The sequence below is a fragment of the Chryseotalea sanaruensis genome (assembly GCF_003990915.1).
GTDB lineage: Bacteria > Bacteroidota > Bacteroidia > Cytophagales > Cyclobacteriaceae > Chryseotalea > Chryseotalea sanaruensis.
In genome coordinates, this window is sequence record NZ_BHXQ01000008.1 from 142,810 (window position 1) to 158,321 (window position 15,512).

General features: G+C 39.8%; 13 protein-coding genes. 6 read left to right on the forward strand and 7 right to left on the reverse strand.

Annotation, left to right across the window (positions count from 1 at the left end; all coding sequences use genetic code 11):
* Positions 1-6 precede the first annotated feature (6 nt).
* Positions 7-1,350 carry a putative porin gene (locus SanaruYs_RS19135; RefSeq protein ID WP_127124226.1) on the forward strand — a complete coding sequence of 448 codons (1,344 nt, stop codon included), beginning with the start codon at positions 7-9 and terminating at the stop codon, positions 1,348-1,350.
* Positions 1,351-1,483: 133 nt separating this feature from the next.
* Here SanaruYs_RS19135 and SanaruYs_RS19140 read toward each other — a convergent pair whose 3' ends face one another.
* From SanaruYs_RS19140 to SanaruYs_RS19150, 3 genes are read right to left on the reverse strand one after another with little or no spacing between them, the layout of a single operon-like run.
* Entirely contained in the window at positions 1,484-2,557 is a 1,074-nt protein-coding gene (locus SanaruYs_RS19140; RefSeq protein WP_127124227.1) for a mandelate racemase/muconate lactonizing enzyme family protein, read from the reverse strand.
* A gap of 24 nt (positions 2,558-2,581) precedes the next feature.
* Positions 2,582-3,652 (reverse strand): N-acetyltransferase DgcN family protein, encoded by a 1,071-nt coding sequence (locus tag SanaruYs_RS19145; protein ID WP_127124228.1) that lies wholly within the window; start codon positions 3,650-3,652, stop codon positions 2,582-2,584.
* Positions 3,653-3,675: 23 nt separating this feature from the next.
* The gene (locus SanaruYs_RS19150; RefSeq protein ID WP_127124229.1) at positions 3,676-4,929 is read right to left on the reverse strand and encodes a serine hydrolase; all 1,254 of its coding nucleotides are present in this window, start codon (positions 4,927-4,929) and stop codon (positions 3,676-3,678) included.
* Between the two features lie 58 nt (positions 4,930-4,987).
* Here SanaruYs_RS19150 and SanaruYs_RS19155 point away from each other — a divergent pair, with 58 nt between their 5' ends.
* The 3 genes from SanaruYs_RS19155 (at position 4,988) to SanaruYs_RS19165 (ending at position 7,421) form a co-directional block, all read left to right on the forward strand.
* Positions 4,988-5,416 (forward strand): hypothetical protein, encoded by a 429-nt coding sequence (locus tag SanaruYs_RS19155; RefSeq protein ID WP_127124230.1) that lies wholly within the window; start codon positions 4,988-4,990, stop codon positions 5,414-5,416.
* A gap of 183 nt (positions 5,417-5,599) precedes the next feature.
* On the forward strand, positions 5,600-6,640 hold the full coding sequence (rlmN, locus tag SanaruYs_RS19160; protein ID WP_127124231.1) for a dual-specificity RNA methyltransferase RlmN: 1,041 nt from the start codon (positions 5,600-5,602) through the stop codon (positions 6,638-6,640).
* Between the two features lie 118 nt (positions 6,641-6,758).
* Positions 6,759-7,421 (forward strand): carboxypeptidase-like regulatory domain-containing protein, encoded by a 663-nt coding sequence (locus SanaruYs_RS19165; protein ID WP_127124232.1) that lies wholly within the window; start codon positions 6,759-6,761, stop codon positions 7,419-7,421.
* Positions 7,422-7,484: 63 nt separating this feature from the next.
* Here SanaruYs_RS19165 and SanaruYs_RS19170 read toward each other — a convergent pair whose 3' ends face one another.
* The 4 genes from SanaruYs_RS19170 to SanaruYs_RS19185 form a co-directional block, all read right to left on the reverse strand.
* Positions 7,485-8,321, reverse strand: a complete 837-nt coding sequence (locus tag SanaruYs_RS19170; RefSeq protein WP_306307943.1) for a rhomboid family protein — start codon at positions 8,319-8,321, stop codon at positions 7,485-7,487.
* A 120-nt stretch (positions 8,322-8,441) separates the two neighbouring features.
* On the reverse strand, positions 8,442-9,041 hold the full coding sequence (locus tag SanaruYs_RS19175) for a rhomboid family intramembrane serine protease (RefSeq protein WP_127124234.1): 600 nt from the start codon (positions 9,039-9,041) through the stop codon (positions 8,442-8,444).
* A 72-nt stretch (positions 9,042-9,113) separates the two neighbouring features.
* Positions 9,114-10,931, reverse strand: a complete 1,818-nt coding sequence (gene mutL, locus SanaruYs_RS19180) for a DNA mismatch repair endonuclease MutL (RefSeq protein WP_127124235.1) — start codon at positions 10,929-10,931, stop codon at positions 9,114-9,116.
* A gap of 23 nt (positions 10,932-10,954) precedes the next feature.
* The gene (locus SanaruYs_RS19185) at positions 10,955-11,335 is read right to left on the reverse strand and encodes a hypothetical protein (protein ID WP_127124236.1); all 381 of its coding nucleotides are present in this window, start codon (positions 11,333-11,335) and stop codon (positions 10,955-10,957) included.
* A gap of 90 nt (positions 11,336-11,425) precedes the next feature.
* On the opposite strand from SanaruYs_RS19185, the gene SanaruYs_RS19190 reads away from it, so the two are divergent.
* Both SanaruYs_RS19190 and bshA read left to right on the forward strand, forming a co-directional pair.
* Positions 11,426-14,299: a serine hydrolase gene (locus SanaruYs_RS19190; RefSeq protein ID WP_127124237.1), complete on the forward strand. Its 2,874-nt coding sequence runs from the start codon at positions 11,426-11,428 to the stop codon at positions 14,297-14,299.
* 52 nt (positions 14,300-14,351) lie between these two features.
* Complete coding sequence (gene bshA / locus SanaruYs_RS19195; protein ID WP_127124308.1) at positions 14,352-15,494, forward strand: N-acetyl-alpha-D-glucosaminyl L-malate synthase BshA; 1,143 nt, start codon at positions 14,352-14,354, stop codon at positions 15,492-15,494.
* Positions 15,495-15,512 lie beyond the last annotated feature (18 nt).

Sequence of the window (15,512 nt, forward strand, 5' to 3'; positions counted from 1 at the left end):
AAATGTATGAGAAAGTTATTGTTTGCTTGCCTTTTTGCTTTTTGTTCAACCCTTGGATTTGCCCAGCAGGAACCCTTGGTTGCAACCCCTACCGACCTCTTTGACATGAGTCTTGAAGATTTGCTTAGTTTAGATTTGGTCGACAAAAATTTTTACTTGTATGGATACATCAACTCTAATCTTCAAAAAACATTTAGTTATCCTTCACTAAACGGAATAGAAACATTGAGAAGAAATGATCCTACAGAATGGACACCCGTGCGGAATTTTCATATTTATGGCCAGGGGAATCTATCGAAGAACATTGGGTTCTTATTCAACCTGGCACATAACGATGGCTTGGTTGAGGTACGAAATGCCTGGGGGAATTTTTTAGTGAGGGATGCCTTTCAGATTAGAATTGGAAAGATGTACCGGAAGTTTGGACTGTACAATGAAAGGCTTGACCAAGTGCCTACGTTTATCGGAATTGAACCACCTGAAATGTTAGATACAGACCACCTCTTCTTGGAACGCACCACCAACTTTATGATTCATGGAAATTTCAATAATGGAAAACGTTCTATATCATATGCACTAATGACGGACAATGGTGAAGGAGGTCCTGCTCAAAAGTTATTCGCTTTGGGTTGGGACTTGCGCTACAAATCATTTACGCAGTCCATCATTGTTGGTACTTCGGGTTATTCATCAAGTATCAACGGAGAAAAAACAGTTTCTACAGTTGGCCTGGGCGCTGGACCACCACAAGGCGGTGTACTTCCCTGGATGGCCGGTGATAATTTTACCATTGTTGGTTTGTATGTTGAAAAACAACTTGGTAAATTTTTATTGCAAGCTGAATTCTATAACTCAAAGCATAATGCTGAGCGAGACCCAAACAATGTGTTGATTTTGGTTAATAATGCAAACATCAACCAAAACCAACGCGAACGTTTTTTGGGAGCTAATGCTTCTACACCTAATGGTTCACTTACTACTGCTGACGTTGTTACCACAACATCCTTTGATGTTCAAACCTGGTACTTACGGTTGGGTTACGATATTCAAACTGATGTTGGTCAGTTTGTGCCCTATGTATTTCTTGATTGGATGAGTCATCCAGAGGTTATCCAAAACAAAGAGTATGGAGGAGATGATGAAGCAGGACTGGCTGATGATGGAGAATTTCTGAAACCTTCCCTCGGTGTAGTTTACCGGCCGATTCCAAGTGTTGCTCTTAAGCTGGATGGCAGTATCCATTCTCAAAAGTTTAATGGCAAAACGGTAACCTATCCGGAAATACGATTCGATTTCTCTTTTGCCTTTAGCAATATTGGTGTAGAGAAAGCCCTGAAGTCAGACAATTAAGAAGCGATTTAAGATATCATTCAATTCTCTGCAGTGCTATTCAACCTTTGATGTTTAAGTGAGTGACGTGAACCACTGACTACATCAAAGGTTGAATTCTAAAATGTAATGAAGCCAGATGCTCCAGGACTCACTAAATTAACTCCACCCCCAATCCGGGTTTTTCAGAACAAGACATCACACCATCTTTTAAAACGAAACCTCCTTTCACTATGTCTTGTGCGAGATCAAGGCTTCCATCAAGATCGATATACTTTGTGTTTGAGCAGGCAAAGGCTGTATGCAAAGCAGCAGTTATACTTACCGCACTTTCATCATTACAACCCCAAAATAAATTTACACCAGATTGTAATGCGATGTCTGCAATTTTTAAACCCTGACTTGGACCACCACACTTCATTAATTTAATATTGAAGATACCGCATGCCAGCGGTGGCTTCACCAATTCAAGAGCATTTTTAGGGCTGATCAAAGATTCATCAGCAGCAACAATTTCTTTTATCTCGTCCGGTAAACTCTTCATTTTTGCAATGGCTTTGGCTGGTAAAGGCTGTTCTATCAATTCTATATTGAGGTGTTTTGTTTTGTTATAGAAGTCAATAGTCTGCTGCACATTATAACCCTGATTGGCGTCAATGCGAATAACAATATTATTACCAAAACGTTCGCGCAGCTTTACCATACGCTCAATGTCTTCTGCCGGATCCTTACCTAGTTTTACTTTTAATATTTTAAATCCTTTTCCGACAAACTCCTCGGCTTCCACCAAGGTAGCTTCCACGTTTTTAATGCCAATGGTGTTTGAGGTTGGCATGGACTTTATTTTTTGTCCGAAATACTGAACTAAAGGAATACCCAAGAATTTTGTGAAAGCATCATGCAGTGCAATGTCAAGCGCAGCTCTTGCTCCAGGATTTTTAGGAAAGCGTTGCCATACTTCAAAAGTGAGTTGATTTAGTTCACGAATATCCCGACCGATTAAAAAATCAAGATTGTTTTCTTGCAACGCTTCTAAAGTCTGTTTCAGGTTTTCACCCACTACATATTCGCTAGGGTTACCCGAACCTAAACCAGTAAGTCCGTTCGCCAATGTAATTTCGACAAATGCATTTTTTACTTCATCTACAGTTTTAAAAGCAATTGTGTAAGGTCTTTGGTTACCTAAGTCTACACTCCAGACTTTTATATTTTTGATTTTAGTACTCATGTTATTTGCCGGTAAATGGTTTGGTTACTTTTTTGATTCATTAATCAATTTTTCAAAGGCAGGGAGCAATGCTTCCAAGCCATCTTCCAAAGGAAGGATTGCAGGGATGTTTAATTCTTGTTCATACGATGTTGCGTATTTTCTTGCCTCCTCTGTGGCCATCTTGGCTGTATTGATAGTAATAGCTATGGTATCTGCTCCGTACATTTTAATCAAGCTCACTTCATCTTTTAAAGAAGGGAGATAAGCCGGATAAAACTCCATGTCTTTGTATTGTTTGCGTATAGGGCTATGTTGTAAAATGACAGCTTTTGCTTCTGCTGATACTATCCATTCTGAACCAGCAGGGCCGCTTGGGTTACGCAACGATGATTGTCCTTCAATAAAAATAATATCCGGTTTTTCTTCCTGATAGCACGACCATACCGCATGCTCCATTTCTCCCGAAATAAAATCGTTGAGTGTCGAGTCGAAAATAAACCCATGTTTGGCACCTTGCATCCAACCTGTTTGTCCGGTGTAAATCATTTCTGCTTTGTAGCCGGCCTTCCGCATCATCTCTACTAAGAAACGCGTGGTGGTGCGCTTACCCATAGCACAATCGGTACCCAACACCGCAATTTTGGGACATTTGACTTCCACGATTTTACCTGACCAGAAATGAAGGTCTTTGAATTTCTTGGGTTTGCGTACGTCAATGATTTCCAATCCTCTTTGTTTGGCAATAACCGCCAACTCTTCATGTTCTGATACATAATCATGCAAACCATTAACAATGCTCAAGTTAAGCTCTAAGGCCTCTTTGATCATCGCGTGCAATGTTTCAGGTATAACACCCCCCTTTGTTGCTACACCGATAATACAATACTTAATAGATTCTTTGCTTGTCTTCAAGGCATCCTCAATGGTGGCAAAAACAGGAATGTTCCTTGGCTTCTTATCCAAAATCTCGCCTGCGTCTTTACCAGGATGTTTATGATCGATAATACCCACGATATTAAAGCGGTCTGTACCTCTGATCAGTCCATGCGCTGTTTTAGCATTACTGGTATCTAGATAACCTCCGGTGATGACAATGGCATTAGCTTTTTGCATACTATCAATACTATTCTTTTAGTTTATCTGCTGATTTCGTATTCGAATTTAAAAGCACTCAAATCCGGTTGATGCTGTCTTATTCTTGACAACTCATATTCATAAATGAGATTACCTATATTTTTAAAAAAGGGCTGACCAATACTTTCATACTCATATTTACCATCATTGTAAATGCCATCTTTATTTACGTGAATGACTGCACTTAGCATAAATTCTATGTTGTTACCAAAATCAACGATGTAGGCATTATCGATTAAATAACCATAGGCATCACCTACTTTATTAAATATTCGAATGTTCTTTGGCATAGCACCATTTCCACCAAACATGAAAAACTTACAATAAGCATCGGTGTAATAATCATCTTGGTTATAGGGGGGATAGGTGGTTTCGGTTGGCAATTGAGACATGTATTGTAAAACAAATGCTCTGTCTTCCTCAGGAATGACAAACCGACTTTCTGCTGGAACCGTCTCAGGAAAGATTATTGCCTGCATCATCCGTTGTTGTTCATCCAGTGGAAAGAAATTTTTATAAGTGAAATCAAAAGGGTTCGAGACAAGCGTATCCTTCTTGATATAACCTTTACCTTTTAAAATTGAAGTGCTTGGTGCATAGGGGGTTTCATTCATCAACATAGGTTGCTCATACACTACACCATGTTTTTGAAAAAACCGAATTGCTTCGGTGTGTGCATTTTCATCTAAGGAAAGTGCTCTCTCCAACCGATGCAAAATTCTTGTATCTGTATATCCCTTTTTTCGGAGTTCTTTGTTGAAATTTTCCTGACCAATAAATTCATATAAGCGATTAAAGGCATCATTATCGCTTGCTACCAAAATCTTTTTTGCGTAATGCGCCACCGAAGCCATGCTATTTGCAGAGGTAGTGTCTTTTTGTACAGAACTTTGCCCACTGTAAACACTGTCATGCAACATAGGTGTGTATTTATCAAGATGCTGAACGTTGAGTGCTCTCAATTTTTCCAAAGCCAGTAAAACGGCTGGTAATTTAACAGTTGAGGCAGGGTAAAAGTATTGGCCAGAGTCCAAGTTAAAGTAAAAGCTTTTGAAGCTCGGTTTATTTTCCAAGTCTCGGTTTACTTGTGTGTAAATGATCTGTACTTCATAAAAATCTGAGCTGTCTAAGATTTGCTGAAACTTGTCAGGTTTGCTTTTCATTAAGTTCTCCAGCAGAATGGCATCCTCTTTTGGGGCTTTAGTACAAGCTGTTAGAAGAGTTAGCTGCAGGATTACCAAAAAGTAGTGCTTCATGCCGAAAAGATACACAGGCTGGCCTGAATTTTGACTAACTTCATAAAAATTGAATGTTATGAAGACCCTTGTATGTTTATTCCTGACCGTTGCCAGCTTTAGTTTATCCGCTCAAGACCTTATTGGGCGTTGGCAATTAATGAAACAAAGCAATTGCATGGACGAAAAGCTCGATAATCCCAATCAATCGGAAGATATGGATGAGTTGATGAGCGATTTTAATAGCATGAAAAAGCGTACCCCTGATGTAATCGAGTTTAAGGAGAAAATGAAGGGCGAACAAAGCACTTCTATATTGGGTAAACGAAAAGAGGTGAATGAAAAGAACTTTTTGTATCGCTATGACGGGGCAACACTGCATTTACTCGACAAGAAATCCCGGACTATTATTGCCAGTTATAACGTTGAGGAACTTTCTAGTGCCAAGCTTATTGTGAGTGATGTTAACCGGCCTTGCGAAGTACGTATTTTTGAAAGAATTCGCTAAAAAAGCCAGAACCAGGCATCTTGACCTGCGAATTCAATATCATTTAGTTGAGCCCCTTTTATGACCCTGCCTTTGCCGAATCGGCTATGTGCAGGCAGGCTCACCTCCAATCCTCTCCAAGAGAGAAGATGAAAGCGAAAGCTTAACTAAACGACATTGCCCACGAATTACTAATTTTGCAGGATGGTAGAGGTAAGTAAGCGCGATATTCGAAAACTAAAACTAGACGAGCTCAAGCAGTTTTTTACGGAACAGGGTGAAAAGGCTTTTCGTGCTCAACAGGTTTACGAATGGTTGTGGCATAAATCTGCCAAGGATTTCGATCAAATGACTAACCTTTCGCTACCTGTGCGCGAAATGTTAAAAACGAACTTCTCCATAAATCACATTAAAGTTGATAAGATGCAGCGCAGTGCTGATGGCACCATTAAAAACGCTGTCATGCTGCACGATGGTTTAATTGTTGAGTCGGTGCTTATCCCTACTGAGAAAAGGATCACTGCTTGCGTTTCATCGCAGGTGGGTTGTAGTCTGGCTTGTAAATTTTGTGCCACTGCCCGCTTAAAACGTATGCGCAATTTAAACCCTGATGAGATTTATGATCAGGTAGTAGCCATTAAAGAACAAGCTGAATTATTTTTTAATAGACCACTGACTAACATTGTATTTATGGGCATGGGGGAACCCTTGCTTAACTACAATAATGTGCTGGATGCCATTCATAAAATTACTGACCAGAAAGGATTGGGCATGGCCTGGAAACGGATTACGGTTTCAACTGTAGGGGTGGCCAAAATGATTCGCAAGATTGCAGACGATAAGGTGAAATTTAATCTTGCCGTATCGCTGCATTCGGCCATCAACGAAACAAGGTCGTCTATAATGCCCATCAACGACAGCACTCCTCTTGAAGAGTTGGCCGATGCGCTAAAACACTGGTATCAAAATACTAAAAGAAAGGTCACTTATGAATATGTGGTATGGAAAGGTATTAACGATAAAAAAGAAGATGCATTGGCACTTTTAAAGTTTGCCAAAATCATACCTAGTAAAGTTAATTTAATTGAGTACAATTCTATTGACGACCCCGCGTTTCAACAAGCAACACCAGAGTCGCTGCGCATGTACCAGGAAATACTGGAAGCCGAAGGCATTACTACTCGGATTCGAATAAGCAGAGGAAAGGATATTGATGCAGCCTGTGGGCAGTTGGCGAATAAATAGAAGTTCGAGGCTAGAAGCGGGGGGGGGAGTGGACGTTGGAAGCGAGAAGCTCGATAATAAAATCAACCAACTGGATTAAACTTTTTTGTGCTCAAAAGCATCTTCGTAAAAACTAAGCGTGAGATTTTTTCTTTTCCTATTACTCTTAACACTAAGCCTTAGTCTAAAGGGTCAACAAAGCTATAGGGGTATAGTTGTCGATTCGGTAAGCATGGCGGGCATGAGTGGTGTGTATGTTTCAATTAAGGGTAGCGCCAAGGCTACAGTTACTAATCAAAGTGGTTTATTCACTTTGATTGCCACACCGGTTGATACACTGATTTTTTCTTATCTCGGCTACATAACACTAGAGTTACCCTTGTTTTTGGAAGAGGACGCACTCTTTATTCGCATGCGGGAGCAAACCCGGATGTTACAGGAAATTGTTATCAAGGCAACGCGACTCTATCCAAACGAAATTCTGGATCGTACGCGGGTAGCCCCAAGAAAGATGGATAGTTATCAGGCCTTGCAATCACCTTTTACCTATTTTTCTAAAACAGAAAAGGAAAAAAGAAAGGTTTACCGTTATGTTGAGGAGAGCAATAAAACGCAAACGTATATACAGGTCATTACTGATCCTGTAGTAAAAGAAATATTTACAAAAGATTATGAGTTAAGTGAAGAAGAGTACTACGAATTGTTGGCTTCATTTAATCAGCGCTACCGAATGATACAGTACGCTACTAATCCTGAAGATATAATGGAAGCCTTGCATGCTTATTTTGATGCGATGAAATGAGTTGAAAGCTGGAGACTCGATGTTAGAGTTTAGAAGCTAGATTGCCAGGAAATCTAAAGAAGGTTACTTTTTAGAAGCATTGAAAAGTTTCTCCTTTTCATCTTTAGTGAGACTTTCATAACCGCCATCTGAAATCTTATCAAGGATAGCATCAATTTCTTCTTGTGATATCTTGCCCTTTTCTGAAGTTACTTTTACGTTCTTTTTCTGAGCGAAGGCTGCCTCCTCTTTTCTGTAGCTGACCTTTACTTTAGGTCTTGGTTGAAATAAATCTTTGACCCAATCAATCACAGCAGTAATCCATCCTCCCCAATTTACCCCTGCTTGTAATTGCTTCATGTACACGAAGCCCATTAAGGCACCACCTAAATGTGCCAGGTTACCACCAGCATTGGGCCCTACAGATCCGATGAAAGAAATTACGATATATACGAATACGATGTACTTAATTTTTACTGGCCCTAAAAACAACAAGTAGAAAGTGTAATCGGGTAAAAGCGTGGCCACCGCCACCATAATGGCAAACACAGCAGCTGAAGCTCCGACCATTCCATTAAAGTTAGATGCTTCTATAAAGTATGGAATAGTGTTAAACATGACAAGGTAAAAAATAGCACCTGCCATTCCACCCAAAACATAAAGTGCCACTAATTTATCACTGCCCAAATACTCTATGAATAGTCGACCAAACCAATACAAGGCCAACATGTTAAAGAGTATATGAAAAATATCTGTAAGGCTATGTGCAAATGAATAAGTAAAAAGTGTCCATGGTCTGGTTAAAAATTCAGAAAATTGTGGAGGTATAGTAAACTGATCATATACCACTTCAACCAAAGCATCAAAACCTGCAATACGAGAGAATACGAAAATTACACCTACAAATAGGAAGATCGCCACGTTAATAATAATCAACTGGACATGCGCATGGTTAGTGCGCTGAAAGGCGTTTTTGAATTCGTTAAAGATCACGTTACTTTTTCCTCTACCTGTTATTTCTAATTATTAAAAATCTTACTTCTAAAAATATCCCCCTCTTCCACCCTGACTACGCCAATATTGTATCATAACAAAAGCAAATACCACACCACCTAAATGGGCTAAGTGGGCTACTCCTCCACTTCTATCCAATAAAAACGACATTCCGCCCAATACAAACACCAAGTATTTTGCTTTAATAGGAATAGGCGGTATTAACAACATGATTTCCATGTTGGGGAACATCATGCCAAAACCCATCAAAACACCATATACGGCACCAGAAGCCCCTAACATATAACCGAAGGAATTGCCATCTAAAAAGAAATAGTCGATAGCAATGTTAAAAACACCTGCACCAATGCCAGTTATCAAGTAAAATAACAAAAATCGCTTTGCCCCCCAGTAATTTTCTAAAATTGGTGCTGTAAAGGCAAGCGCCAACATATTAAAAAGGATATGCATGAAACCACCATGTGCAAACATGTATGAGAACAGTTGGTAAGGGCGAAAGTTTTCAGTGCCCACATTCCATAAAGAAAGTATCTCTGTTACATGCAAAGACCTGAACATGTTTTGCAGGATAAATACAATCACGTTCAGAATAATAATGTTACGGACTACCGGTGTCAGATTCAGCATAAATATTTATTGGTTCACATTGCCATGGCAGTTTTATCAAGCTGCCGGCATAACCGTGATGTATTACTTAACTTATTGTCGTTTAAAATAATTTTCCATTTTACCAGATTCAAAAATAAAGAATGTTGGTGAACCTTCTGGTGTGTAGTTGGGTGTTTTACAGACCATCAGGGCATCAGCCAATGAACGCATTTCTTCTGCCATTAGTTTTTGTCCGGCTTTTAAAGAGGCTCTTTTTGCCAAAGCCCTGGCTAAATTTTCCTGTAAAGGAACGGAAAGCTCCGACTGGTTGATTTTAAACTGCTCTAATAAACCTTCTAATAGTTGCTTTTCCCTACCTGTAGGCAGATGGGCAGGTGTGCCGGAAATCAGTATGGTATTCTTACCAAAAACCTCCAACATAAAACCCAAGGCCCTTAATTCTTGCTCCATTTCCATCAGCAAAGCAAAATCTGCTGCACTCAATTGAATACTTTGTGGAAAAAGGCTTTGCTGGCTTTCTCCGGTTTTATTTCGCAATTGATTCAAAAACTTCTCAAAAAGCACTCTTTCGTGGGCAGCTTGTTGGTCGATAAACATCAAACCTGGCTTTACTGTTCTTACTATGTATTTGCCATGCCACTGAAAAAGAACCGACTCTTCAGGCAAAGCTTCACTTTGTTCCTCCGCTTTGTTTTCGTGCTGCATCATAGACAGCTGATCTACTGGTCGCTCAAAGGTAGGCGTGCTACTTTGTTTGCTTAGCCACTCGCCCTCTACCAGTTTTTCCCAATTTTCAAGGTTAGTACGCTGGTTAAGTGTCTGAAATCTTTCGTTGTAATACACATCTTTATCCAAATGTTGCGCAGAAAGTTTCTCAACAATATTCTGATCGTTTTGAAAGTCAAGTGAAGGTCGTAGACTGTGGGCGCCCAATGCCTGCCTTACAGAAGCTTGTACTACTCCATAGACCGCACGTTCATCGTCAAACTTTATTTCTGTTTTGGTAGGATGAACGTTTACATCAATATGCTTTGGGTCAAGTGTAAGAAACAAAACATAAAAAGGAAAACTATTTTCGGGCAGCAAACCTTCGAAGGCCATCATTACTGCATGATGCAGGTAATTACTTCTGATGAAGCGATTGTTTACAAAAAGAAACTGCTCGCCTCTTGTTTTCTTAGCAGACTCAGGCCGACCAACATAACCAGTTATTTTTACGTAGTCAGTTTCTTCTTCACAAGGTGCCAGCTGTTGTTGGAAACTTTTCCCAAATAAAGCAATAATGCGCTGACTCAACTTTCCCGCTGTTACATCAATTTCAACATCATCGGTGTTTACGTAAGTGAATGCAATGTTAGGATATGCCAATGCAAGACGCTGAAATTCATCAACGATATGCTTCACTTCTACTGAATTAGATTTCAGAAAGTTTCTGCGTGCAGGAATATTATAAAAAAGATTTTTTACACTAATACTGGTTCCCTTATCGCAGGCGGCAGGTTCTTGCTTTTTTACTTCGGAAGCTTCTACCACCAAAAGTGTACCCAGTTCTTCTTTTGCTTGACGTGTTTTAATTTCTAATTGCGACACCGCAGCAATAGAGGCGAGTGCTTCACCCCTGAAACCCATAGTGTGCAGTGTAAATAAATCTTCGGCTTTTCTGATTTTAGAAGTGGCGTGTCGCTCCAGGCTCATGCGCGCATCCGTTTCGCTCATGCCTTTGCCATTATCGATAACTTGCAGCAAAGCTTTTCCGGCATCTTTAATAATCAGCTTAATGTGCGTGGCGTCAGCATCAATGGCATTCTCAATTAATTCCTTAACCGCAGATGCTGGTCGTTGCACCACCTCACCGGCAGCAATTTGGTTAGCAATAGCATCAGGAAGTAGCTGTATAATATCCGGCATGGTCAGGGCTGGTGCTTAAAAAATCAGGATTGTTTAAAACTTCTAAATTTCAGGAATAAGTAAAAAGGCACTATTAATAAGAGTCCATAAAGCGCTACGTTACCAAATTGAAGATAGGCCCATAATTCCAGTACAATAAAAAGAGTTATTAAGGTACGTAACACTGCTGCTGAAGGTGCGCTTTTTTGAACTGATCGTTTTCTAGCCGCCTGAAATGATCCTTTTATGCGCGATTGATGACGGAGTAGATCCTCCTCAGTTTCTTTACGCAAACCTGCCTCCACTTCTTTTTGAATGCGCTCTTCGCGCTCCTTCATCTCATCTTCTCGAGGATCGTAATGCCTTGGCATAAAATTAAATCTTTTATGCTCTGGTGTTTTCGTAAATAGTCCGCTAAACTTCATCTTAATCGTATATTTATGATTTCAGGCCTAAAATACAAGCTTGTACAAAATTGACGTTAATAAAAGGTAATTCAAATCGAAAACGGGCGGATGGTAAAAAAAGTTTTATGCCTTATTCTCTTCTCAGCAATGTATGTTGCTGGTTGGGGACAAAGCAAGGAGCAATGGGTAGACAGTGTTTTTCAACAACTTAGCTTAGAAGAAAAAATTGGCCAGCTTTTTATGATAGAAGCTGACCTTAATTCGCGAGAAGCCCACCAGCGCCTCATGGATGAACTAAAGAGTCATCATTTAGGTGGCATTATCATTAGTAGTGGGTCAGCTTCTGCTGTTAAACAAAACATTGAACAATATCAAGCAGTAAGTAAAACACCTTTGTTTGTAGCATTAGATGCGGAGTGGGGTGTGGGGAAAACACTCGATAGTGCTTTTTCATTTCCCAGACCTCTTATATTAAGTGCTCTGCCCGAATCTACATTTATCAGTACCACAAAATTGCTGGCTCGTCAATTGAAATACATCGGTATTAACCTGAATATGGGCCCAAATGCACTGGTGGCGAAGTCAGGAGCAAAAGACACCTTATATTATTTCTGGGGAAATGATGCTGACCATATCAGCAGACGTCTTGAACTTTATATAAAGACCTTGAAAACAGAAAACATATTGACCGGTCTTTCTGATTTCTCTTCGCAGTGGCCACTTCGAAATGGTTCACTAGCGGTTAATGATCCTCAGCAGTCCATTTATAAAAACTTACTGGCTTCAGGTGCAGACGCAGTGTTGCCAAAGTCTCAAACTATCCCTCTTTCTTTTGAGCGCAAAGCACTGATGCAGAAGATGAAATTTGTACCCAGTGCAATAAGTAATTTACTAACGAATACGCAGGTAGAAAAATCATTTGATTATGATGGTCTGCTGATGAGTAATGTGCCAGACATTAAACTTTCTAAAGGAAAAATTCGCTGGGGCGAGCCTGAGTTGTTTGCTTTTCAGTCGGGAAACGACATACTGATCAACCCGGAAAACATTGGCTTTGCAGTTAGAAAAATTAAAAAACTTGTACGCAAGGAAAAAGTTTACACCTTACAATTAGAGAGAAGTGTTCGCAAGATTTTGGGAGCCAAGTATGACATCAGACCTGAAGTTAATCTTCCAGAAATACATCCATTCCACGAAGACCATCTTAGCCTACTAACACACAAAATTCAGCAAGCTTCCGTTTCACTCATCAGCAATAAAGACTTGTTGCTTCCCCTTAAAATCCTTGATAATAAAAAAATAGCCTCTATCTCCATTGGCATTAGTGCCAACAACACTTTTAATCAATACCTGGCACGTTACACAGAAGTAGATGAGTACTGTGCTGTACTTCCGCAAGATAGCAGTGTGTTTACGCAGCTGTCTGATTACGATGTTGTTGTTGCGGGTATCTTTCCATTTGCGGAATCGTGGTTAAAGCAAGCACTTGATCAGCTTAAAAAAATCAACCCGAAAACAAAAGTAATATTAGTGTATCTCGGCAATCCTGAATTAATACCATCAGACGAAAACTTTGATGCTGTGCTTGCTACTTATGATGCCAGTGAGGCCATGCAGGAAATTGCAGCAGAACAAATTTTTGGTGCGTTACCTATTGTAGGTCACTTCCCCATTAGCACGAAGTTTTATGCATCTGGAAGCGGCATTACTACCGAAGCACTCGGTCGTTTAGGTTATGCAAGTCCGCCAGAGGTTGAAGTAGATGAAAAGACATTGTTAAAAATAAAAGACATTGCTTACGAAGCTATTAATGCAGGTGCCACACCTGGCTGCCGTGTATTAATTGCCCGCAAAGGAAAAGTAATTTACAATAAAGCTTTTGGTTGGCTCACTTATGAAAACCAAATACCGGTAACAGAAGAAACTATTTACGACCTTGCTTCGGTAACAAAAGTTGCTGCTACTTTACAGACAACGGCTTTCTTATATGAAAAAGGACTAATCGATGTCAATAAAAAGATTTCTGTTTACCTGCCTGAATTAAAAGGAAGTAATAAAGAAGATTTTATTATCAAAGACATACTAACACACCAGGCAGGGCTTTGGCCTTACCTTCCTTTCTGGGCACAAACTATGAAGGACTCATTGTACATGCCCAATTTTTATGCACCCACAAGATCGGAGCTTTTTCCTTTTGAAGTAACTCATAATCTTTTTGCAGCACAAGCCATGAAGGACAGCCTCTGGCAATGGATTATTAAATCCAAAATAAGAGAAAAACCCGCGCGCACTCCTTACGACTATCGTTATAGCGATATGGGTTTTTACATGCTGCAACGATTGGCCGAGCGAATGCTAAACCAACCGATGGAAGATTTTTTAAATCAAAATTTATACGATCCCCTTGGTGCGAATTCATTAGGTTATCTGCCACGCCTTCATTTTAACGCCAATCGTATTGCGCCAACAGAAAAAGATAAGTTGTTTCGAAAATCTTTATTGTTGGGTTATGTTCACGATCAGGGTGCAGCTATGCACGGTGGCGTTGCAGGACACGCGGGTTTATTTGGAACCGCAATGGATCTTGCTAAGCTTGGGCAATTGTGGCTTAATAAAGGTAGTTATGCTGGCTTAGACTATTTTAAACCGGAAACCGTCTCTTTATTTACTGGAAAACAGTATGCCAATAGTCGCAGAGGTTTGGGTTGGGACAAACGAGATTTTGTAAATGAAGCGATCAGCCCTACTTCAAAATACGCCTCGCCCAATACTTTTGGTCACACTGGTTTTACGGGCACTTGCATTTGGGTAGATCCTGACCAAGATCTTATTTATATATTCTTATCGAACCGTGTACATCCGGATATGACCAACAATAAACTATTGAGTATGAATATTCGAACACGCATACACGATGTTGTTTATGAGTCCATATTTAATTTTAAGGGATCGCCTTTAAATCTTTCGCTTCAGCGAAACTAAGCAGGCACAAAAATGGTTTAACCCTCATAACTAATCCGAAACCGTGAAAAAAATCAAAATAGGTATTGTTTGCTATCCCACTTTTGGGGGTAGCGGTGTGGTGGCAACTGAATTAGGAAAAGCACTGGCACAAGAAGGTCACGAAGTTCATTTCATCACCTATTCACAACCGCAACGTCTTGATTTTTTAAACGAGAATCTTTTTTACCACGAGGTAAATTTTAGAAACTATCCTCTGTTTGAATACCCGCCTTATGAATTAGCACTCGCCAGTAAAATGGTGAGTGTAGTAAAAAATGAAAAATTAGATTTACTACACGTTCACTACGCTATTCCACATGCATCGGCTGCTTATATGGCCAAGCAGATTTTGCGTAAGCAAGGCATCTACATTCCAGTGGTTACAACACTACACGGTACAGACATAACCTTAGTTGGTAAAGATTCAAGCTACGAGCCTGTGGTTACTTTTAGCATTAATGAATCTGAAGGTGTTACTGCAGTATCGGAAGATTTGAAGAAAGAAACATTGGAACATTTTGATATCACCAATGATATCAGGGTTATTCCAAACTTTATTGATCTTGAAAAATTTAAAAAGCAAAAGAAAGATCATTTCAAAAAAGCCATTTGTCCTAATGGAGAAGCTCTGATAGTGCACACTTCTAACTTTAGAAAAGTGAAGCGCATACCTGATGTAATCAGTGTGTTCTATAATATCCACAAAGTAGTGCCCTCAAAACTTTTAATGATTGGTGATGGCCCTGAACGGAATGAAGCAGAGGAAAAATGTCGTGAATTAAAAATTTGTGATGATGTGCGTTTTCTGGGTAAGCTTGAAGCTGTTGAGGAAGTGTTATCGGTAGCAGATTTATTTTTAATGCCTTCTGAAAAAGAAAGTTTCGGTTTAGCAGCACTAGAAGCCATGGCTTGCGAGGTGCCTGTTGTTTCATCTAACACTGGCGGTATACCTGAATTAAATGTACAAGGTGTTACAGGCTTTATGAGCAATGTTGGCGATGTTGAGGACATGACAAAAAATGCCTTGATCATTTTAGACAAAAACAATCTGCCTACATTCAAAGCCAATGCTTTAAAGCGTGCTCAGGAGTTTGATATTACAAATATACTTCCACAATACGAAGCTTATTATGAAGAGGTGATGGCGAATTCGAAGGCCGAAGTTCGAAGCTAGAGGTTAGAGATTTAGCTA

Excerpts from the sequence above, each read along its gene's own strand:
- SanaruYs_RS19135 (WP_127124226.1), top strand. The coding sequence starts at position 7 with ATGAGAAAGTTATTGTTTGCTTGCCTTTTTGCTTTTTGTTCAACCCTT.
- SanaruYs_RS19140 (WP_127124227.1), bottom strand. The coding sequence starts at position 2,557 with ATGAGTACTAAAATCAAAAATATAAAAGTCTGGAGTGTAGACTTAGGT.
- SanaruYs_RS19145 (WP_127124228.1), bottom strand. The coding sequence starts at position 3,652 with ATGCAAAAAGCTAATGCCATTGTCATCACCGGAGGTTATCTAGATACC.
- SanaruYs_RS19150 (WP_127124229.1), bottom strand. The coding sequence starts at position 4,929 with ATGAAGCACTACTTTTTGGTAATCCTGCAGCTAACTCTTCTAACAGCT.
- SanaruYs_RS19155 (WP_127124230.1), top strand. The coding sequence starts at position 4,988 with ATGAAGACCCTTGTATGTTTATTCCTGACCGTTGCCAGCTTTAGTTTA.
- rlmN (WP_127124231.1), top strand. The coding sequence starts at position 5,600 with ATGGTAGAGGTAAGTAAGCGCGATATTCGAAAACTAAAACTAGACGAG.
- SanaruYs_RS19175 (WP_127124234.1), bottom strand. The coding sequence starts at position 9,041 with ATGCTGAATCTGACACCGGTAGTCCGTAACATTATTATTCTGAACGTG.
- mutL (WP_127124235.1), bottom strand. The coding sequence starts at position 10,931 with ATGCCGGATATTATACAGCTACTTCCTGATGCTATTGCTAACCAAATT.
- SanaruYs_RS19185 (WP_127124236.1), bottom strand. The coding sequence starts at position 11,335 with ATGAAGTTTAGCGGACTATTTACGAAAACACCAGAGCATAAAAGATTT.
- SanaruYs_RS19190 (WP_127124237.1), top strand. The coding sequence starts at position 11,426 with ATGGTAAAAAAAGTTTTATGCCTTATTCTCTTCTCAGCAATGTATGTT.